General features: G+C 67.0%; 27 protein-coding genes and 1 riboswitch. Of the genes, 17 read left to right on the top strand and 10 right to left on the bottom strand.

The genetic code is table 11. From position 1 onward, the window contains the following. From PMI02_RS18685 to PMI02_RS18675, 3 genes are all read left to right on the top strand, one after another. The coding region (locus PMI02_RS18685) for a GNAT family N-acetyltransferase (protein WP_007685695.1) at positions 1 to 528 on the top strand (528 nt) is incomplete at its 5' end. Positions 529 to 595: 67 nt separating this feature from the next. Further along, on the top strand, positions 596 to 1,126 hold the full coding sequence (locus PMI02_RS18680; protein ID WP_238539111.1) for a DUF2585 family protein: 531 nt from the start codon (positions 596 to 598) through the stop codon (positions 1,124 to 1,126). A gap of 77 nt (positions 1,127 to 1,203) precedes the next feature. Further along, entirely contained in the window at positions 1,204 to 2,073 is an 870-nt protein-coding gene (locus PMI02_RS18675) for a MipA/OmpV family protein (protein ID WP_007685692.1), read from the top strand. Between the two features lie 6 nt (positions 2,074 to 2,079). Here PMI02_RS18675 and PMI02_RS18670 read toward each other — a convergent pair whose 3' ends face one another. Both PMI02_RS18670 and PMI02_RS18665 read right to left on the bottom strand, forming a co-directional pair. Then, the gene (locus PMI02_RS18670; protein WP_007685690.1) at positions 2,080 to 2,667 is read right to left on the bottom strand and encodes a uracil-DNA glycosylase family protein; all 588 of its coding nucleotides are present in this window, start codon (positions 2,665 to 2,667) and stop codon (positions 2,080 to 2,082) included. Between the two features lie 40 nt (positions 2,668 to 2,707). Further along, positions 2,708 to 3,334, bottom strand: coding sequence for an SOS response-associated peptidase family protein (locus tag PMI02_RS18665; protein WP_007685688.1), 627 nt, complete (start codon positions 3,332 to 3,334; stop codon positions 2,708 to 2,710). A 48-nt stretch (positions 3,335 to 3,382) separates the two neighbouring features. Continuing rightward, positions 3,383 to 3,509, top strand: a riboswitch (TPP riboswitch). A 58-nt stretch (positions 3,510 to 3,567) separates the two neighbouring features. On the opposite strand from PMI02_RS18665, the gene thiC reads away from it, so the two are divergent. From thiC to PMI02_RS18620, 9 genes are all read left to right on the top strand, one after another. Beyond that, positions 3,568 to 5,442: a phosphomethylpyrimidine synthase ThiC gene (gene thiC, locus PMI02_RS18660; RefSeq protein WP_007685687.1), complete on the top strand. Its 1,875-nt coding sequence runs from the start codon at positions 3,568 to 3,570 to the stop codon at positions 5,440 to 5,442. Between the two features lie 98 nt (positions 5,443 to 5,540). After that, on the top strand, positions 5,541 to 5,831 hold the full coding sequence (locus PMI02_RS18655; RefSeq protein ID WP_007685685.1) for a hypothetical protein: 291 nt from the start codon (positions 5,541 to 5,543) through the stop codon (positions 5,829 to 5,831). Then, complete coding sequence (locus PMI02_RS18650) at positions 5,831 to 6,586, top strand: DUF72 domain-containing protein (RefSeq protein WP_007685683.1); 756 nt, start codon at positions 5,831 to 5,833, stop codon at positions 6,584 to 6,586. Before PMI02_RS18655 ends, PMI02_RS18650 begins: the two co-directional genes overlap by 1 nt. A gap of 31 nt (positions 6,587 to 6,617) precedes the next feature. Then, positions 6,618 to 6,845, top strand: coding sequence for an AbrB/MazE/SpoVT family DNA-binding domain-containing protein (locus tag PMI02_RS18645; protein ID WP_007685680.1), 228 nt, complete (start codon positions 6,618 to 6,620; stop codon positions 6,843 to 6,845). A gap of 12 nt (positions 6,846 to 6,857) precedes the next feature. Continuing rightward, positions 6,858 to 7,253 carry a type II toxin-antitoxin system death-on-curing family toxin gene (locus PMI02_RS18640; protein WP_007685678.1) on the top strand — a complete coding sequence of 132 codons (396 nt, stop codon included), beginning with the start codon at positions 6,858 to 6,860 and terminating at the stop codon, positions 7,251 to 7,253. Between the two features lie 93 nt (positions 7,254 to 7,346). After that, complete coding sequence (locus PMI02_RS18635) at positions 7,347 to 7,961, top strand: hypothetical protein (protein ID WP_007685676.1); 615 nt, start codon at positions 7,347 to 7,349, stop codon at positions 7,959 to 7,961. 46 nt (positions 7,962 to 8,007) lie between these two features. Then, positions 8,008 to 8,310 (top strand): YciI-like protein, encoded by a 303-nt coding sequence (locus PMI02_RS18630; RefSeq protein ID WP_007685674.1) that lies wholly within the window; start codon positions 8,008 to 8,010, stop codon positions 8,308 to 8,310. Next, positions 8,307 to 8,696: a DUF4440 domain-containing protein gene (locus PMI02_RS18625; protein WP_007685673.1), complete on the top strand. Its 390-nt coding sequence runs from the start codon at positions 8,307 to 8,309 to the stop codon at positions 8,694 to 8,696. The genes PMI02_RS18630 and PMI02_RS18625 overlap by 4 nt, the downstream gene beginning before the upstream one ends. A gap of 174 nt (positions 8,697 to 8,870) precedes the next feature. Further along, positions 8,871 to 9,185 (top strand): hypothetical protein, encoded by a 315-nt coding sequence (locus PMI02_RS18620; RefSeq protein ID WP_007685672.1) that lies wholly within the window; start codon positions 8,871 to 8,873, stop codon positions 9,183 to 9,185. On the opposite strand, the gene PMI02_RS18615 is transcribed toward PMI02_RS18620, so the two are convergent. The 3 genes from PMI02_RS18615 to PMI02_RS18605 form a co-directional block, all read right to left on the bottom strand. Continuing rightward, the gene (locus PMI02_RS18615; RefSeq protein ID WP_007685671.1) at positions 9,172 to 9,843 is read right to left on the bottom strand and encodes a pentapeptide repeat-containing protein; all 672 of its coding nucleotides are present in this window, start codon (positions 9,841 to 9,843) and stop codon (positions 9,172 to 9,174) included. The genes PMI02_RS18620 and PMI02_RS18615 overlap by 14 nt on opposite strands. A 47-nt stretch (positions 9,844 to 9,890) precedes the next feature. After that, entirely contained in the window at positions 9,891 to 10,469 is a 579-nt protein-coding gene (locus tag PMI02_RS18610) for a hypothetical protein (protein ID WP_007685670.1), read from the bottom strand. A 180-nt stretch (positions 10,470 to 10,649) separates the two neighbouring features. After that, positions 10,650 to 10,922, bottom strand: a complete 273-nt coding sequence (locus PMI02_RS18605) for a hypothetical protein (RefSeq protein ID WP_007685669.1) — start codon at positions 10,920 to 10,922, stop codon at positions 10,650 to 10,652. A gap of 395 nt (positions 10,923 to 11,317) precedes the next feature. On the opposite strand from PMI02_RS18605, the gene PMI02_RS18600 reads away from it, so the two are divergent. Then, positions 11,318 to 11,677, top strand: a complete 360-nt coding sequence (locus PMI02_RS18600; protein ID WP_238539110.1) for a COG3650 family protein — start codon at positions 11,318 to 11,320, stop codon at positions 11,675 to 11,677. 6 nt (positions 11,678 to 11,683) lie between these two features. On the opposite strand, the gene PMI02_RS25995 is transcribed toward PMI02_RS18600, so the two are convergent. The 3 genes from PMI02_RS25995 to PMI02_RS18585 form a co-directional block, all read right to left on the bottom strand. Next, positions 11,684 to 12,127, bottom strand: coding sequence for a hypothetical protein (locus PMI02_RS25995; protein WP_007685667.1), 444 nt, complete (start codon positions 12,125 to 12,127; stop codon positions 11,684 to 11,686). Positions 12,128 to 12,191: 64 nt separating this feature from the next. After that, complete coding sequence (locus PMI02_RS18590; protein ID WP_007685666.1) at positions 12,192 to 12,500, bottom strand: alkylphosphonate utilization protein; 309 nt, start codon at positions 12,498 to 12,500, stop codon at positions 12,192 to 12,194. Positions 12,501 to 12,588: 88 nt separating this feature from the next. Beyond that, the gene (locus tag PMI02_RS18585; protein ID WP_007685664.1) at positions 12,589 to 13,017 is read right to left on the bottom strand and encodes an OsmC family protein; all 429 of its coding nucleotides are present in this window, start codon (positions 13,015 to 13,017) and stop codon (positions 12,589 to 12,591) included. Positions 13,018 to 13,459: 442 nt separating this feature from the next. Between PMI02_RS18585 and PMI02_RS18580 the strand changes: the two genes are divergently transcribed. Together PMI02_RS18580 and PMI02_RS18575 are read left to right on the top strand one after the other, a co-directional pair. Continuing rightward, positions 13,460 to 13,795 (top strand): hypothetical protein, encoded by a 336-nt coding sequence (locus tag PMI02_RS18580; RefSeq protein ID WP_007685662.1) that lies wholly within the window; start codon positions 13,460 to 13,462, stop codon positions 13,793 to 13,795. A gap of 236 nt (positions 13,796 to 14,031) precedes the next feature. After that, complete coding sequence (locus tag PMI02_RS18575) at positions 14,032 to 14,844, top strand: sugar phosphate isomerase/epimerase (RefSeq protein ID WP_007685659.1); 813 nt, start codon at positions 14,032 to 14,034, stop codon at positions 14,842 to 14,844. On the opposite strand, the gene PMI02_RS18570 is transcribed toward PMI02_RS18575, so the two are convergent. Next, positions 14,841 to 16,460, bottom strand: coding sequence for a GMC family oxidoreductase (locus PMI02_RS18570; protein ID WP_007685657.1), 1,620 nt, complete (start codon positions 16,458 to 16,460; stop codon positions 14,841 to 14,843). The genes PMI02_RS18575 and PMI02_RS18570 overlap by 4 nt on opposite strands. A gap of 166 nt (positions 16,461 to 16,626) precedes the next feature. On the opposite strand from PMI02_RS18570, the gene PMI02_RS18565 reads away from it, so the two are divergent. Both PMI02_RS18565 and PMI02_RS18560 read left to right on the top strand, forming a co-directional pair. After that, a complete protein-coding gene (locus PMI02_RS18565; protein ID WP_007685655.1) occupies positions 16,627 to 17,490 on the top strand; it encodes a TIGR03620 family F420-dependent LLM class oxidoreductase in 864 nt (287 codons plus the stop codon). Beyond that, positions 17,487 to 17,999 (top strand): SRPBCC domain-containing protein, encoded by a 513-nt coding sequence (locus PMI02_RS18560; protein WP_007685652.1) that lies wholly within the window; start codon positions 17,487 to 17,489, stop codon positions 17,997 to 17,999. Before PMI02_RS18565 ends, PMI02_RS18560 begins: the two co-directional genes overlap by 4 nt. 315 nt (positions 18,000 to 18,314) lie before the next feature. On the opposite strand, the gene PMI02_RS18555 is transcribed toward PMI02_RS18560, so the two are convergent. Then, on the bottom strand, positions 18,315 to 18,518 hold the full coding sequence (locus tag PMI02_RS18555; protein ID WP_007685650.1) for a hypothetical protein: 204 nt from the start codon (positions 18,516 to 18,518) through the stop codon (positions 18,315 to 18,317). Between the last annotated feature and the right edge of the window lie 22 nt (positions 18,519 to 18,540).

Below are 18,540 nucleotides of genomic sequence, written 5' to 3'. Positions count from 1 at the left end.
GACGCATCGCTGGACGATGCGCCGGCCGTAGCAGAAATCTACGCGCACTACGTGCTGGAAAGCACTGCGACGTTCGAAACCGCCCCGCCGGACGAGGACGAATCGCGGCGGCGGATCGGCGAAAAGCTGGATGGCGGCTACCCATTCCTCGTCACCCGCGACGAGGCGGGGCGAGTGCTGGGGTTCGGCTTCGCGCAGCGCTACGGCCCGCGCGCGGGCTATCGCTACAGTGTCGAGACAACGATCTACGTGCGCAAGGACAGTGTCGGGCGCGGGATCGGCAGCGCGCTACTGGGCGAACTGTTGTTTGAGTGCGAGAAGCGCGGCTTCCGGCAGGCCTTCGCCGTAATCGCCGCGTCCGAGCCAACCTCGGTCGTGCTGCACGCGCGGGCGGGCTTCTTCCCAGTCGGCACGCTGGCGGCGGCGGGGTGGAAGCACGGGCAGTGGCTCGACGTGTTCTTGATGCAGCGCCGGCTGGGTGTGGGCGCCGACACCCAACCCGAGGACGATTCCGCTGCCGTCACCTGACGCGGCGCGTCTCACACCGCTCTGGCCTCATTGCGGCGCGGCGCTCGCCGCCCTTGTGGTCGCGCTGGTGCTGTTTGGCATCGAACTGGCGATAGGCCGCCCGCCGACCTGCACCTGCGGCGTCGTCAGCTTTTGGGCGGGCGAGGTCGAATCGGCGCAGAACAGTCAGCAAGTGGCCGATTGGTACAGCTTCAGCCACGTCATCCACGGACTGCTGTTCTACGCCGCCGCGCACCTCATCTGGCACCGGTGGGGCCTCTCGCGCTGGCTGTCGCCGCGCTGGGCGCTGCCCGTCGCGGTCGCCTTCGAGAGCCTGTGGGAAGTGCTGGAGAATTCGCCGATCATCATCGACCGCTACCGCGCGGTGACGATCAGCTACGGCTACAGCGGCGACAGTGTGCTGAACTCGCTGTCCGATGTGGGCTGGATGGCGATCGGTTTCCTTGTCGCCACCCGCATCCCGGCCTGGGCGAGCGTGGTGCTGACGCTCGCCTTCGAGGCGTTCACGCTCGTTATGATCCGTGACAATCTGGCGCTCAACGTGCTTATGCTGGTCTGGCCGATCGAGGCTGTGCGCGACTGGCAGGCGCTGGGCTGACCTATACCGCTACACGCTCTTCGCAACCGCACGCGCATTGGTGCGTTGCGCGCATGATAATATACCAGGGGAAATTCATGAGCTTTCGTCCTACCGCCAAGCTGCTCGCCGCCGCAGTAGCCTTTACCGCCGTGCCCGCTATCGCGCAGGAGGCGGCGCCTTCGTCGCCGCCGCCGCCGGTGGAGGAGAACATCTTCGACGGTAACCACGTCACGCTCGGCGTCGGCGCGGGCTACGTGCCCAGCTATCGCGGCTCGGACGACTACGTGATCAGCCCGGTCCCGCTGGTTCGCGGCAAGTACGAGGGTATCGAGCTCAACCCCCGCCTCGGCGGCGTGGCGATCGACGTCATTCCCGATCCCAAGGACGCGAAGGTCGGCATCACGCTCGGCCCGGTTGGCACGATCGCCTTCAACCGCAAGAACCAGATCAAGGATGAGGTGGTGAAAGCCGCCGGCAAGCTGGATACCGCGGTCGAAGTGGGCGTCAGTGGCGGCATCACCGTCTACCGCCTGCTCAACCCCTACGATTCGCTCAACATCACGACCGACGTGAAGTGGGATGTGGCGGGCGCCTATTCGGGCATGACCTATTCGCCGATGGTCAGCTACACCACGCCGCTGAGCAAGGCGATCCTGACGATCCTTTCGGTCAGCGCCCGTCATGTCGACGACGACTACGCGCGCTACTACTACAGCGTCACGCCAGGGCAGAGCGCTCGCAGCGGCCTGCCCGTCTACAACGCCGAAGGCGGCTGGGATACGGCGAGCGTCACGTTGCTGACGGGCTATTCGCTCGCCGGCGACATGCGCAAGGGCGGCTGGGCTTTGTTCGGCGTGGCCAACTACTCGAAGATGCTGAACGACGGCAAGGACACCCCGTTCACCTCGATCCGCGGCGATGCGGACCAGTGGGCGTTCGGCGCGGGCATCGCCTACACTTTCTGAGGTCGCTCAGTCCGACAGGACCTCGCGCACCCTTGCGCGCAGGTCCGGCAGGACTTCGGCCTCGAACCAGGGGTTCCTTGCCATCCACAGTCGGCTGCGCCAAGCGGGATGGGGCAGGGGAAACAGGCCGTCGGGAGCCTCGCGCCAGAGCCGCACCGCCTCGGTGAGGTTGGGCGCGAAGCCTCGGGGGAGATAGCGTTTCTGCGCGTGCAGGCCGACCAGCAGCGTCAGTTTACGATGAGGTAATTGCGCCAGCAGCGGGGCATGCCAGCGCGGCGCGCATTCCGGGCGCGGCGGCTTGTCGCCTCCGCTCGCCTTGCCGGGATAGCAGAAGCCCGAGGGCATCTGTGCGACTTTGGCGGTATCGTAGAACGCTGCCTTGTCGAGCCCGAGCCAGCCGCGCAGCCGGTCACCGCTGTCGTCGTCCCAGCCGATCCCGCTCGCATGGACCTTGCTCCCCGGCGCCTGCCCGATGATGAGCAGGCGGGCCCCTGCGCTCGCGGCCACGAAGGGGCGAGGTTCGAAGCCGAGGTCGTGCTCGCACAGGCGGCAGGCGCGGATCTCGCCGAGCAGAGTGTCGAGGGTAGTGGCCATGGAGCTTCGAGATGGCGTCGGGGAAGGTCCGGCGCAAGGATCACCCCAGTTGCCGCATCTCCATCAGCGAGGACGAGTACGGCACCACCAGCCCCTTCGCCCGGTCCCAGCCGCCGTTCAGCCATAGCGCCCATGCAGCAGAATCGGGCGGCAGGATCACCGGCATAGTCTCGCGTCCCTCGGCCTTGAGCGCGGCGTTGGCCTCGCAGGCGAGCAGGGCGAAGGAGGGAATTTCGCTGTCCTTCCACACCGCCGCCATGGCGAACACCGGCTGGTCGGCGCAGGAAAACCACGACTGGCGGCGCTTGCCGTCGGTGGGGGAGGGGCGGCCCCAATCCATGAACGAGGTCGCGGGGACGAGGCAGCGGAATTCACTGTTGCGCAGGTTGCCGATCCAGAACGGGCTGTCGAGGTTGCGCACGGAGAGGATGCCGTGGCGCGGAGCATCATGCACCGAGGGCGGCGGCGGTACGCCCCAGAGGCGCGGGATCATGCGGCGGGGCGCGCTTCCCTGAGGACGCGGCCCGGCGATCGCCTCGCGGCCTGCCGTGATGACGGGGGCGAACTGGCCCGGCGCGACATGGCCGCCCGCCCATGGATCGTCCCGCGCTTCGGCCCCCAGCAATCGGGCCACGTCGCGCGCCGCGGCGTCCAGGCGATAGAGCATCGGCATCCGTTCCCGCCCCTAGACCGGAGGCGTCCACGCGTCTATCATCGCGAAACCCCGGGGAGCCTAGCAAGGTCCTTCAAGGACCTTGGGCTGAGAGGTGTGGGTATGCTCCACACGACCCGTCGAACCTGAACCCGTTAATACGGGCGGAGGGAGTGGACGCGGCCCGAAGCACATCCAAGGCCTGCAATCCGTCTCTTATTCCGTCCATGGGAAGAAGAGAGGCATCCATGGCAGACATCAATTCCAAGCTCGAAATCGGCGTCACCACCGGCCCGATCCGCGGATCGAAGAAAATCTACGTTCCCGCCCAGGCGAACCCCGAGGTTTTGGTCGCCATGCGCGAGATCTACCTCGAACCTTCGAGCGGCGAGCCGCCGGTGCGCGTCTACGACACTTCCGGTCCCTACACCGACGCGGACGCCGCGATCGACATTTCCGCCGGCCTCGCCCCCTTGCGCCGCGACTGGCAGCTCGCGCGCGGCGACGTCGAGGAATATGCCCCGCGCGAAGTGAAACCGGAGGACAACGGCCAGCTCGGCCCCGACCGCTCGGGCGGCGTTCCCCCGTTCCCCACCGCGCTGCGCCGCCCCTTGCGCGCGAAGCCGGGCATGAACCTCTCGCAGATGCACTATGCGAGGCGGGGTATCATCACGCCGGAGATGGAATACGTCGCCGAGCGGGAGAACCTCGGCCGCGCTCGTCTCAAGGAATACGTGCGCTCGGGCGAGAGTTTCGGCGCCTCGATCCCCGACTACGTGACCCCTGAATTCGTCCGCGACGAGGTCGCGCGCGGCCGGGCGATCATCCCTAGCAACGTCAACCACCCCGAAGCCGAGCCGATGGCGATCGGCCGCAACTTCCTGGTCAAGATCAACGCCAACATCGGCAATTCGGCGGTCGCCTCCGATGTGGCCTCCGAAGTCGACAAGATGGTCTGGTCGATCCGCTGGGGCGCCGACACCGTCATGGACCTCTCCACGGGCCGCAACATTCACGACACCCGTGAATGGATCATCCGCAATAGCCCCGTGCCGATCGGCACCGTGCCGATCTACCAGGCGCTCGAGAAGGTCGGCGGGATCGCCGAGGACCTGACCTGGGAGATCTTCGCCGACACCCTGATCGAGCAGGCCGAGCAGGGCGTCGACTACTTCACCATCCACGCCGGCGTGCGCCTGCCCTACGTCCCGCTCGCCGCCAAGCGCATGACCGGCATCGTCAGCCGCGGCGGCTCGATCATGGCCAAGTGGTGCCTCGCGCACCACAAGGAGAGCTTCCTCTACGAGCGCTTCGACGAGATCACCGAGATCATGAAGGCCTACGACGTCGCCTATTCGCTGGGTGATGGCCTCCGCCCCGGCTCGATCTACGACGCCAATGACGAGGCGCAGTTCGCCGAACTCTACACGCTTGGCGAACTGACGAAGCGCGCCTGGGCGCAGGACGTTCAGGTCATGATCGAGGGCCCCGGCCACGTGCCGATGCATAAGATCAAGGAGAACATGGAAAAGCAGCTCGAGGCATGCGGCGAGGCGCCGTTCTACACCTTGGGCCCGCTCACCACCGACATCGCGCCGGGCTACGACCACATCACCAGCGGCATCGGCGCCGCCCAGATCGGCTGGTACGGCACTGCGATGCTCTGCTACGTGACGCCCAAAGAGCACCTTGGCCTGCCCGACCGCGATGACGTAAAGGTGGGCGTCGTCACCTATAAGCTGGCCGCCCACGCCGCCGACCTCGCCAAAGGCCACCCCGCCGCGCAAGTCCGCGATGATGCGCTGTCCAAGGCGCGCTTCGAGTTCCGCTGGCGCGACCAGTTCAACCTCAGCCTCGATCCCGACACAGCGGAGCAGTACCACGACCAGACGCTGCCGGCGGAAGGCGCCAAGTCGGCACACTTCTGCTCGATGTGCGGTCCCAAGTTCTGCTCGATGAAGATCAGCCAGGAAGTGCGCGACTTCGCTGCCAAGCAGAACCAGCCGAGCACGCAGTTCCTCGCCGTCGAGGAAGCGGAGGCCGGGATGCTGGAGATGAGCCGCGTGTTTAAGGACACCGGCAGCGAACTCTACATGGGGGCCGGCGACCGCGAGCACGACTGAAGCATCGCCGCCGCCGTGCAACCTTGAGCCGATAGTTGCGCTTCGTCATCGTGGGCCCCTCACGGGTTCGCGATGACGAAGCTCAGGAGGCTCGACCTATGGCGCGCAGTTCCCCCACCGATTTCATGAAGCTGGCGCACGACAGTTACTGGCTCTGGGCCGAATCTATGATGGTCGTGGGCATGCGGACCACCGATATGATGACAGGGCGCGGCAGCGAACGTGAGAACCGGCTGATGGTTGCCGAAAAGATGAAGGCAGGCGCCGAGTTGGCGGTGATGCTATCGACCGGCGGCATGATATCGCCCGAGAAGACCGCGCAGAAGGCGGTCAGCCATTACCGCCGGAAAGTGACCGCCAACCGTAAGCGCCTCTCGAAGAAGAAGTGATGAGCGGCAAGGTCCACATCGGCATCGGCGGCTGGAGCTACGAGCCCTGGCAGGAGACCTTCTACCCCAAGGGCCTGCCCAAGGCCCGCCAGCTCGCCTACGTCGGCGAGCACCTGACCGGCACCGAGATCAACGCCACCTTCTACCGCCGCCAGAGCCCGGCCAGCTTCGCCAAGTGGCGCGACGCGGTGCCCGACGGTTTTCGCTTCGCGCTCAAAGGCTCCCGCTACTGCACCAATCGCAAGGACCTGTCCGAAGCGGGCGAGGGTGTGGAGAACTTCCTCGCGCAAGGCCTCATCGAACTGGGCGACAAGCTGGGGCCGATCAACTGGCAGCTTGCCGCCACCAAGAAGTTTGACGCCGACGAGATCGCCGCGTTCCTCGCCCTGCTGCCGCCAAAGCACGAGGGCCTGACGCTGCGCCACGCCATCGAGCCGCGCCACGAGAGCTTCGACGATCCCGCCTTCTACGACCTCGCTAGAAAGGCCGGTGTCGCCGTGGTGCTCGCCGATTCGCGCAAGTATCCCGCGTTCGAGAAGGCGCTGGACGGCGCGCCCTTCGTCTACGCCCGACTCCAGAACGCGCAAGGCAAGCTGGAGCAGGGCTACCCCGACGACGAGATCGCCCACTGGGCCGGCCGCATCCGCGAATGGTCGCAGGACGGGCGCGAGGTCTTCGTGTTCTTCATCAACGGCTCCAAGGAACGCGCACCCGCCGCCGCCATGGCGCTGATCGCGAAGCTGGGCGAGGATTGATAGTGGGCATGTTCACGATTATAACATTCGTATGAACGCGACTCTCAAGATCACCAAGATCGGCAATTCCGCCGGTGTCATCCTCCCGAAGGAGGTGCTGGCGCTTCTGCGCGTTGGGCCCGGAGACACGCTGCACCTGACGGAATCGCCCGACGGCGTGCGCCTCACTGCCGCCGATCCGGATTTCGCCGCCAAGATGGAAGCGGCCGAGGCGATCATGCGCGAGGATCGTGATATCCTGCGCGTCCTGGCGAAATAACGGGCGCGTGAGATGAACGAGCGCGCCGAGCCGGTCTGGCTCGAAAGCGCGCTGGCGCTTGCAATCCACGACCGACAGCTGTCCGAGCACGGCGGCGCCACGGGCGTCAGGGACGCAGGTGCCCTCGAAAGCGCGATCGCGCGTCCTCACAATAAATGGGTCTACGGCGAGGACGATCGCTGCGTGCTGGCCGCCGCCTACGCCTATGGTGTCGCGCGTAATCACCCTTTCAGCGACGGTAACAAGCGCACGGCATGGGTGCTCGCCCGCCTGTTTTTGCGGCACAACGGAGTGGCGATCGCTTTCAAGCCAAAGGAGGCGATCGATACCGTGCTCGCCCTCGCCGCCGGCGAACTGTCTGAAGACGAACTCGCGGCGTGGTTTCAGGACCATCTGGCGGAGGCCTGAAACCGCCGCCGCTCGCCCTGTGCTCGCGGCGGGGTGACGCGCGGAGTGTGGGAGAAGATGGAACCCGCCGCACCTCGCTCCGTTTCCCATCCCATGAGAAACATCGCCGCGATCAGCGTTTCCGCCCTCATGGCCCTCTCGCTCGCCGCCTGCTCGGGCACCGAGCCGGCCGACACCGCATCGACGGCCGCGACAGTCGAGGAAACCTCGGTGCCTGCCTCCCCCGCGCCGACGGACGCGCCGACCGAAGCGGCGCCCGCTTCCGCCGCGCCGTCGGCCGACGTTCTCGGCCTCGAGGGTCTCGGCACGCTGCGCATCGGGCAGCCCGTGCCCAAGGGCAGCTCGTGGGCCGAGCGCGGCGCACAGACCAGCGATGCCTGCCGCACCGTCACGTCGCCCGATTATCCCGGGGTCTACGCCATCGTCGAGAAGGGCGACGTCCGCCGCATCACGCTGGGCCAGCGCTCGACCGTGAAGCTGGCCGAGGGCGTCGGCGTCGGCGCCAGCGAGGCGGACGTGAAGAAGTGGTTCGCCGGCTTCCGCGAGGAGCCGCACAAGTACGAGGACGCGCCCGCTAAATACCTCACCGCGCCGAACGCCCGGCCCGGCGAATCGGCGCTCCGCTTCGAGATCAAGGCGGACGGCAAGGTCGGCCTGATCCACGTCGGCGAGATGCCCACACTGACTTATGTCGAGGGTTGTTCCTGAGGTCGCCGGGCTTCCCTCGCCGCCCGCATGACGGCAAGATGCGGGCATGAACCACTACCTTCTTACCTATCATCTCGCGCCCGACTATCTGGAGCGCCGCCCCGTCCACCGCGCCGAGCACCTGACGCTCGCCTGGGAGGCTGCCGAGCGCGGGGAACTCCTGCTGGGCGGTGCGGTAGAAGACCCGGTCGATGCGGCGCTGCTGCTGTTCGCGGGCGAAGGCCCTGAAGCTGCCGAGGCGTTTGCCAAGTCCGATCCCTACGTGAAGAACGGCCTCGTCGAGCGCTGGACCGTGCGGCGCTGGAATACCGTCGTCGGCGAGATCGCGGCCAATCCGGTCCGGCCGTGAGCGCCTCGGCCGAGCTTGCCATCCGCGCCCGCCGCGCGGCGTTCAACCGCGCCATCGCCGAGGGTGACGCCGCCGCGATCGGGCCGTTGCTCGCAAGGGACTGCGTGATGGTCACCGGCACCGACAGCGCCGTGATCGCCGGCCGGATGGCGCAGGTGAAAGTCTGGCGCCGGGAATTCGGGCACCCCCGGCGAATCGTCTATGTGCGGACGACGGGGAATGTCGTCGCTTCGCCTGTCGAGTCGATCGCCATGGAGCACGGGCGCTGGCAGGGCGCGGCGGCGGGTTCCGAAAAGGCGGAGGCGTCCGGCACTTACGCCGCCAAGTGGCGCGAGGTCGCGGGCGAGTGGGTGATCGAGGCGGAAGTGTTTGTCACGCTCGCCTGACGCTCTCGTTTACGTAAAGCCCTTGGGCCGCGCCGCGCGATGGGGTATGGAGCGCCGAGCAACCCGGCGCGGGGTCGCGCCGTGGGCTCTCTTCCCGAGGATTCCCGAGGACGGCCGGTGCCCGCGCACCGTGCGCAATTCCTGCGCGCGGGCGGGGTGCAGGAGCGTCCGTAGATGAAGTCAGACACCGCCCTCGCCGAAAACCTTGCCGACGCTTCAGGTCTCCTGGACGACGCCGGCAAACTGTGGGTCGAGGCCAATTCTGTCATAGCGCTGCGCGCCGCGCGCATCGGCCAGGGCGACATGGGCGCGGGCGACGAGATGGTGCGCATGGTCGCGGAGAAGGTCTGGGCCGGCTGGGAACTGGGCTTCGCCCTGGCGAGCGGCAAGCTCGGCCACGACCCCAGCACCGTCTGCAGCCGCACGCTCAAGCACTACCGCCGCGCCGTGCAGGCCAATATCGAGCGCCTTTCCGCTAACGAACGTTGATCCCGAGTTCGCCGAGCAGCTGACCGGCCTGCGCAGCCGATATCGTCGCGCCCCGCAGCACGCGGGCGTCGGCGAGCCTGAGGCCGCCCAGGTCGGCGCCGCGCAGGTCCGCCCCGTCGAAGCGCGCGCTCTCGACGTTGGCCTCGCGCAGGCTGCAGTCGGTGAAGCTGGCCTGCCGGAAGTCGCACTTGGCGAGGTCCGCTTGCGAGAAGTCGATCCTTTCCAGCCGGGCCTTGCGGAACGAGTGGCCGACGAGCCGGGCATTCACCAGCAACGTCTCGTCGAAAACGAGGTCCACGGCGCGAGTTTCGCACAGGTCCGCGCCGGTGAGTTTGCCCCGCGTAAAGCGGGCGCCGTCGAGCGTGGCGCGGCGGAATACCGCGTTGTTGAAATCGCACGACAGGAACCGGGCGCCCGTCAGGTCGCTCTCCGCGAAGTCCGCGAAGGCGCCGCGGCAGGCATTCCACGTCGTGTCTTCCAGTCTTGCGCGGGTGAGGTCGGTGCGGCGCAGTGCGCAGTGCTCGAATGTCCAGTGCGACAGGTCGAGGCCAGCAAGGTCGGCGCCTTCGAGATCGCAGTCGATCAGGTGGCGTGGGCCGGGGAGCATGCGCTCGATGTCTTCGCGCGCCAATGAAGCGTCGGCAATGGGTTCGTGCATGGACGGAGTGTTAGAGGTCCGCGGGGCTGCGGGCCAGCGTCGACTGATTAGCTGCCGTGTTCGGCGGCGATGACGTCCTGCGCGACATCGGCAGCCCGGCTGGCCGCATCGGATGCGGTGTCGCCCTGGCGCTGCGCAGGCTGGCGCCGCTCCATGCGGTCGGACGACCCGCCCTCGTCGACGGAGGCGGGCGGGTAGGCGTTCGCGGCATAGCCATCGAAGGTGCGGTAACCCGGGCGGGGGCGGTCTTCGCGGTCCCAGCGGCCATCGTCGTAACGCGGATCGTCGTCATAGCGCTCAGCGTCGTCGCGTTCGCGCTGGCCGTAGCCATAGGGCGCATCGTCCCCGGGGGCGGGATAGGCGGAAGCGTCCTCGTCCTGCGAGCCGTGGCCGAAGGGCCAGGCGGGGGAATCGAGAAGCGAGACGCCCTCGTCCAGCCACGAAGGGTTGGCGGGAGGGGTGGCATAGGGCGCGGTGCCGTCATTCGCCTGCGGCTGAAGCGGACGGGCGGCCGATACCGCCTCGCGGTCACGGTAGGGGCGCATCACGCCGGTGGTCATTCCGGCGAACGCCGCGCCGGCAAGGCCGCCCGCGACCAGCAGGAGGAGCAGTTTGCCCGCAGCCATTTCATCTCCGATATCTGACCATGCCCGAAGCTGCGAATAGGCCAGCCCTGCTGTCGGCGCGCTGAACGCGGGAAGCGGACGCAAGAAGGGCGCCGTCCCGCTCGAGGGGGACGGCGCCCTGTTCGGCGCTGCTTCATCCGGGCGTTGGGAGAGGAAGTGCCCGGGTGCGCAGCTGCGCGATTACTGGCCGAGGTTGAGCTTGGCAGCTTCGGCAGTCGTGAACGAGACGTAGCGGCTGTTGTAGGTGCCCGAAACGCGGTCGCCCTTGACGTAGAGACGGAACGGCACGCCGGCAGAGGTATTGCCGTCGATCACGGTAACCTTGCCCTTCTGCTGGGTGGTATAAGCGTAGTTCACGCCCTCGTGCGAAAACTCGCGGGCATCGTTCGCCTGGGCGACGGCCGGAACGGCGAGGAGCGAGAGAGCTGCGGTGGCGAACACGGTCTTGAACATGGCAAAATCCCTAACTTGGTGAGGCCGGAAAATCGCCTCGAGCATCTGTGGTCTTGTTGCGTTGCAGCAAAAGCGGATGTGGGTCAGTCGTGCAATTCCAATTGGGGAACCCGGTGTTGCGCGTTTTGCAACAAGCCCCATTTTTGCCCGTTTTTTGGGCAGTTGGTGAGAACGACGTGTCCGGAAAAATCGTTTCGACCCGTTGATTGGGCGCCTCGCAGCCGGCGATCAGCCGAATCTTCCTTAATATGACGGTAGTGATTCGCTTCGGCGCCGGGGTTGTTTGGCCTGCTGCAACTGGAGTAGACGAGGGTATGACCATCTCGAAACCGCTTCGTTTTGCCGCCCCCCTTGTACTGCTCGCTGTTGCAGCATGTCATTCGGCAGCAGAACAGGTGCCGGGTGACGCGACGGACCACCATCCGTGGAACGGCATCGCCGCCGACGAGACGGTGCATTTCCTTGGAACCGAGCCGTTCTGGGGCGGCAAGGTCAGCGCCGATGGCATGACCTACACGACGCCCGACAACGCGAAGGGCGAGACGGCGGCGGTGAGCCGCTTTGCCGGCCGGGGCGGGGTTTCCTATAGCGGGACGCTGAAGGCAGGCGCGGTGACGCTGGCGGTCACGCCGACCCAATGCACCGACGGCATGTCGGATGCGCGCTATCCATTTGCCGCGACGCTCCAGATCGGCTCCGAGACCCGCAGCGGCTGCGCATGGACCGAACGCCGGCCACGCACCAAGGGCGAGTGAGGGCGGCTACGAGGCGGTGGCTGGACGCGGCGCGGCTTCCGCTTCGGCCTGCTTCACCTCCTCCGCGACTTCCTGTGCGGCGGAGGCCTGCTGATCGGCGGAGGCATTTTCCGAAGGGGCAGGTTCGGCAGGGTCGTAGCCGACCGGGAGCGTATCTTCGTCCGCCAGTTCATCGTCGTCATAGGCGTAGGGAATAAGGGCGACGTCCTCCCGGGCGGCACCCGGGGAGGAGTATAGCCACGAGGTCGTCGCCATGGGCGGCGCAAGGTCCTGCGGAGCGGGTTCGACGTAGTAGTCCTGCCCGTCCATCGCGGGCGCAGCGCGGTAAGTTTCGCGCCAGTCGGGAGCCGCCGAAGATTTCATGTTCGCCGGGATCGCGGCGCCCGCCAGCGTGCCCAGGGCTATCGTGCCCGCGAGGGCGGCGGCGATCAGGGTCCGGGTTCCAGGCATGGCGGCTTGCTCCGACTACCCCTCCGCCCGATTGAACGCCGCAGGTGGGTCCGCGTTCCTGGCCTCAGCGCTTGCGGACGAATTCCGCGCGCAGGACGAGACCCTTGATGCCCGGGAACTTGCAGTCGATCTCCTGCGGGTCACCGGTCAGGCGGATCGACTTGATGAGCGTGCCCTGCTTGAGCGTCTGCCCCGCTCCCTTGACGTCGAGGTCCTTGATGAGCGTGACCTGGTCTCCGTCCGCCAGGAGGTTGCCGACGGCGTCGCGCACTTCGATAGTGTCGGCAGCAGCGCGGCGCTGGGCAAGTTCGCCGGCGGGCAGCCACTCGCCGCTTTCCTCGTCATAGACGTAGTCTTCGTCGTCACCGGCCATGGCGCTGGTCCTTCAGGCAAAACAGGCGCGGCGATGGTCGCCGCGCCTGTTCGCCTTGGCCGATGCGGCCGGTGAAAGCCAGTCTGGCTTAGCCGACCAGCGACTTCTCGAGCGTGATCTCGCACTTCAGAAGCTTGGAGATCGGGCAGCCGGCCTTGGCCTCGTCGGCGATGCGGGCGAAGTCCTCGGGCGTGATGCCGGGGATCGAGGCAGTCAGCGTCAGCGCCGACTTGGTGACCGAGAAGCCGTCACCGTCCTTGTCGAGCGTGACGGTGCACTGGGTATCGAGCGTGCCGTCAGCATGACCGGCGGCGGCCAGCGCGAAGCTCGTCGCCATGGTGAAGCACGAGGCGTGGGCGGCGGCGATCAGTTCCTCGGGGTTGGTGCCGGGCTTGCCCTCGAAGCGGGTGCCGAAGCCGTAGGGCTGCTCGCTGAGGACGCCGGACTTGGTGCTGATCGAGCCCTTGCCGTCCTTGCCGAGACCTTCGTAGCGGGCGGAGGCGTTATTGGTGGTCATTTTCGGGGCCTTTCTGGTGGGTAGTCGCGTGCCGGTCCGTCCAACGCGGGCCCGGCGGGAGGGTTCCGAAACCCACCGACGGCGGGCGATTCGGGCCGATTTTCGCTCAGCGGCCGCATTTGCGGCTGCAGCATGCACCATAAACGTCAGGGCGATGTCCAGAAAGGAGATTAGCGCGTTCGGTGACGATCCGGAGACGGGATGGGGCGCCGGATCGGCGCTTTCCGCTACGGCGGCCGAGATCGGCGTTCTCCAGCCGTCCCAGCGACGGGCCCGAAAAGGGCGAACCAGCTAGTACGGATATCGTTTTGCGGCGCGGAAACGGCGGAATTCCTAAGGTTCCTGAGGATTGTTCGCTTCCGGGAAACCATCGCCGATGGTACGAATTGTCTCACCAGATGACGGGCCCATGTCGGTACCGCCACGGGAGAGGATGTTTGTCATGAAGCAATTCCTGACAGCATTGCAGGCGGGTCTAGTCCTGTCTGTGATGGCGGTTTCCGGTCCAGGGCACGCTGCCGACACGCACGTGGAAAAGAGCGCTATGACAGGCGCCTACTACATGCGCGACACGCTGGTTCCCCGAGCGGACGATCTCGCCCTTATCCAGCGCAAGCCGGCGCTTTACCTTGCCAGTTTCAACGACGGCATGGCGACAGTGGCCTATTCGCTGGAGAATGGACGGATCGTCTACCGGGTGGTCGAGGGTGAGGTCGGCGACAACGCCCGTGCCGAAATCGATCGCGCGCTGGTGCGGCTGCAGAAGAAGCTCGTCTGAGGGCACACGGCAAAGCCGGGCCAAGGGTGGAAGAACAGAACATCGCAGGGAGAATGACGCGAAGGGTCGGCTGGGCCCTTTGCGAGGAGCCAAGGAAGGGGAGAAGCGCAAGGCGCGGCGGAGCCACCACTGCCGCGCCTTCGTTTTTGCCGCCCCCGGCAGAGCCATGCGAATTGCCCGTGTCGGTGCGCGCGCAAGCCTGTATATCCTGCCCAAACGGGAGAGGAATCGCATTCATGGGTCATCCGCTGGGGCTGGAACTGCTGACCGTGCTCGGGCTCGGTCCGGTCGAGCATGTGACGCTCGCCGCCGATCTCGGCTGCAAGGCTGTCTCGATGGGGCTTGCGCAGTTGCCGGAGCGGTTCAACCCGCACGGCTACCCCGCTTGGTCGTTGCGCGAGGATGCCGGGCTGCGGCGTGAGCTCAAGGCCGTGCTGGCGGACCAGGGCATCTCGATCTCGATCGCCGAGGGGCTTGGCGTCTCACCCGACCTCGACGCCGCCGACCGCGCCGCCGACATGGACCTCTTCGCCGACCTCGGCGCGCTACGCGTCAACGCAGTGGACATGGGCACGGAGCGCGACCGCGCGCTCGATCAGCTGGCGGTTCTGGCGGGCATGGCGGAGGAGAGGGGCATGGAGTTCTCGATCGAGTTCTGCCCGATCTTCACCATCCGCTCGCTGCCAGAGGCGCTCGATGCTGTTCGCCACATCGGCGAGGGCAAGGCGACGGTGCTGATCGATTCGATGCACTTCTTCCGCTCGGGCGGGACCGTGCGGCAGATCGCGGAACTCGACCCCGCACTGATCGGCCACGTCCAATTGAGCGACGCTCCGCGCAAGGCCGAGGGTGACTACATGACCGAGGCGATGTCGGGCCGCATGATCCCCGGGCAGGGCGAACTGCCGATGCGCGAATTCGTGGAAGCGCTCCCTCGGGGGCAGGTGCTCGGCCTCGAAGTGCCGCTGATGGCGGCGGCGCAAAGCGGGCGTCCGGCGCGGGAATACGTCGGCGAGATCGTCAAGCGCACGCGGGAGCTGCTGGTCTAGGCAAGGCCCGGGGCCGGATGGGAGGACTGCTGAGCTTTTCCTGCAGCCAGAACCATCTCCGCCCCCTTCTCCGCGATCATCATCGTCGGCGCATTGGTGTTGCCCGATGTGATCGCGGGCATCACCGAAGCGTCGATCACGCGCAGGGCTCCCACGCCGATCACGCGAAGCTCGGGATCGACGACCGTACCCAACGCTGCCGTGCCGACCGGGTGGAAGATGGTGGTGCCGATCTCGGCTGCCGCGCGCTGGAGGTCTTCCTCGCTCTGGAAGGCGATGCCGGGGCGCACTTCCTCGGGGTGGTATTTCGCCAACGCGGGCTCGGCGACGATGCCGCGGGTGATGCGGATGGCCTCTGCGGCGACGCGGCGGTCTTCCTCGGCGGAGAGGTAGTTGGGTCGGATCGAGGGTGCGATGGCGGGGTCGGCGGTGGTGACGTGGGTGGAGCCCCGGCTCTCGGGCCTGAGGTTGCAGACGCTGGCGGTGAAGGCGGGGAACGGGTCGAGCGCGCCGCCGAAGGCCGCGAGGCTGAGCGGCTGGACGTGGTATTCGAGGTTGGCGGTGGCGTACCTCGGGTGGCTGCGCGTGAAGACGCCGAGCTGGCTTGGTGCCATCGCCATCGGGCCAGTGCGGCGCAGTGCATACTCCATGCCGATCAGCGCCTTGCCGAAGAGGTTCGCCGCCCGCGCGTTGAGCGTGGCGACACCCGAGACGCGCCAGGCGCAACGCAGTTGCAAGTGGTCCTGCAGGTTGGCGCCGACCTCAGGGCGGTCGAGCACAGGGGTGATCCCGAGGCCTGACAGCCGCGCCGCGCCGCCGATGCCGCTGCGCTCGAGGATCGCGGGGGAGCCGATCGCGCCTGCCGCGAGGATCACTTCGCCGCCCGCCCGCGCCTCGCATTTCACGCCGCCGACCGAATAGGCGACGCCCACCGCGCGGCGCTCCTCGACGATCACGCGGTCGACCAGAGCGCCGGTCTCGATCTTGAGGTTGGCGCGGCTTCGTACGGGTTTCAGGAAGGCGTCCGAGGCGCTCCAGCGCCAGCCCTTGCGCTGGGTGACCTGGAAAAAGCCCGCACCCTCGTTGTCGCCGGTGTTGAAGTCGTAGGAGTGCGGGATGCCATGCTCGCCGCAGGCGTCGCGGAAGGCTTCGAGGATGTCCCAGCGCAAGCGCTGGCGCTCGACCCGGATCTCGCCGCCGCCGCCGTGGAACTCGCTGGCTCCCTCGTAGTGGTCCTCGGCGCGGGTGAAGTACGGGAGCACGTCGTCCCAGCCCCAGCCGGTGTTGCCTGCCTGCCGCCAGCCGTCGTAGTCGGCGGCCTGCCCCCGCATGTAGATCATGCCGTTGATCGACGACGAGCCGCCCAGCACTCGCCCGCGCGGGTATTTCAGGGCGCGTCCTCCCAGACCTTCCTCGGCCTCGGTGGACATGCACCAGTCGGTGCGCGGGTTGCCAATGCAGTAGAGGTAGCCCACCGGCACGCGAATCCAGATGTAATCGTCCTTGCCGCCCGCCTCGAGCAGCAGGACGCGCGTCTTCGGATCGGCGCTGAGACGGTTGGCAAGCACGCAGCCGGCGCTGCCTCCGCCGACGATGATGTAGTCGAACTCTCCCATTCCAAAGGGCTAGGCTGCGTACCGGGTCCGATCAACTGGACGTTTGGCGGGCGGGGCGCGAGGCTGCTTTGGTCGCTGGGGCGATGCCGGCCGGGTGAGGGCGAAAGGCCTTGAAGGGGCAGGGCGGTGATCGCAGGATCGCAGGCCATAGATGGAGGAGAGAGCCATGACCGTGCCCGCGATCGGAAAAGTCGGCCTGTGGTCGCTGGAAATGCGCTTCGGCGACAAGGCGCGGTCGAGCGCGGCGGCCGAGGAACTCGAGGCGCTGGGCTACGGGGCGGTGTGGATTCCCGGCGGCATCGACGACGGCGCGCCCGCCGACGTGGAGCGGCTGCTGGGGGCCACCTCGCGCATGACGATCGCGACGGGCATCCTCAACATCTGGAAGCACGAACCGGCCGAGCTTGCCGCGTGGTTCGCGGCCCTGCCCGCCGAGTGGAAGGCGCGCACGCTGCTCGGCCTCGGCATCAGCCACGGCCCGATCATCGGCGAGAAATGGGGCAAGCCGCTGGAAGTGACCTCGGCCTTCCTCGATGGGCTGCTCGCCGCCGACATGCCGCGCGATAACCTTTGCCTCGCCGCGCTAGGGCCGAAGATGGTCGCGCTTTCGGGCGAGCGGACATCGGGCGCGCATCCCTATCTCGTGACGCCCGAGCATACCGCGCAGGCCCGGGCGATCCTTGGGGAAGGGCCGCTGCTGGCCCCGGAGCAAGGCGTGATCCTAGAGCCCGACCCGGCGAAGGCGCGGGAACTGGCGCTCGGTGCGCTCACGCATTACCGCCAACTGCCCAACTACCGGAACAACTGGCTGCGCCTCGGCTTCAGCGAGGCCGAGATCGATGCCTGTGACGACCGGCTGCTGGATGCGCTGTTCGCCATCGGCAGCGTGGAGGCCGCCGCCGAGCGGGTGCAGGCGCATCTGGACGCCGGAGCCGACCATGTCTGTCTCCAGGTCATCGCGGGGCCTCAGGGGGGCAGCTTTGACGTGCTGCTGCCGCACTGGCGGGCGCTGGCCAAGGGCTTGCTGTGAGCCGGGAGCCGTCGCCTTACGAACTGCCCGGCTGCGACGATATGCCCGGCCGCCCTCGCGGCAAGTGCCTGGGCCACCGGATCGAGATCGCCGCCCCGCCGGAACTGGTGTGGGACTTCGTCGCCGACTTCGAAGGCTGGCAGGACTGGAACCCCCTTTACGTGGTAAGCCGGGGCCGGGCGGAGCCGGGCGCGATGGTTCGCTTCAAGGTCAGGCTGGAAGGCATGAAGCCGCAGAGCGGCGCGGCGAAAGTGCTCCTGATGGAGGCGAACGAACGGCTCGAATACGGGATGTCGGGACTGGGCGGGCTGCTCAAGACCTACCGATTCGTCGAGATTTACGAACTTTCGCCCACCGCCTGCATGGTGACCAACGGCGAGATCATGAGCGGACCACTGGGCGGCATGATCTCGCGCGCCCTTGGGGAGAAGGTCGGCAGGGGGCTGGCGGCGGTGAACGAGGCGCTGCGGCGTGTGGCCGAGCGCAAGTGGCAGGCCAGAGCGAGCTGACGCCGGCCGAAATGCGGCAAATGTCGTTATTTCTTACAGGATCGAGCCGGGTCACCGGATCGCCCGGGGTCCCGTGGTTTTCGAGCGCGTTAACAACTTGGAAATGGATTGCGGCTAATCCGGCTTGCACAGGAGATGGCGACTTCGGGTCGTCAGATTTGACAGGAGCCGTAGGCAGCGTTGTCGAACCATTCGCCGGGGGCGAAAGGGGCGGCATCGGGGTGGGATCGCATCCGCAAGGATGCTTTCGGCAACCGCCACGCAGACGGCTCCTGCCAATTTCACCCTGTATTCCCCGATCCTTATCGACCGAAATCAGCTGCCCAGCGCGTGCTGCTCGGCGGTTACCGCCTGGCCTCGCGGCGCCTGTTCGTAGAGCGCGCGTGAAATCCAGATGGCGGACATCGCGATGATGGCGAGGATCAGGCTGGCGATCAGGACATAACGGACGATATGAGGTGTGCTGCCCCCTCTCGCTTCGTCGTCGTGGAGATGAACTTCGTCACCGACACGTTCCATAACGGGTCTCCCGTCGGCCCGA

This window comes from Novosphingobium sp. AP12, assembly GCF_000281975.1.
GTDB lineage: Bacteria > Pseudomonadota > Alphaproteobacteria > Sphingomonadales > Sphingomonadaceae > Novosphingobium.
The sequence above is the reverse complement of the archived record's forward strand: the minus strand, read 5'-3'. Positions and strand labels throughout refer to the sequence as shown.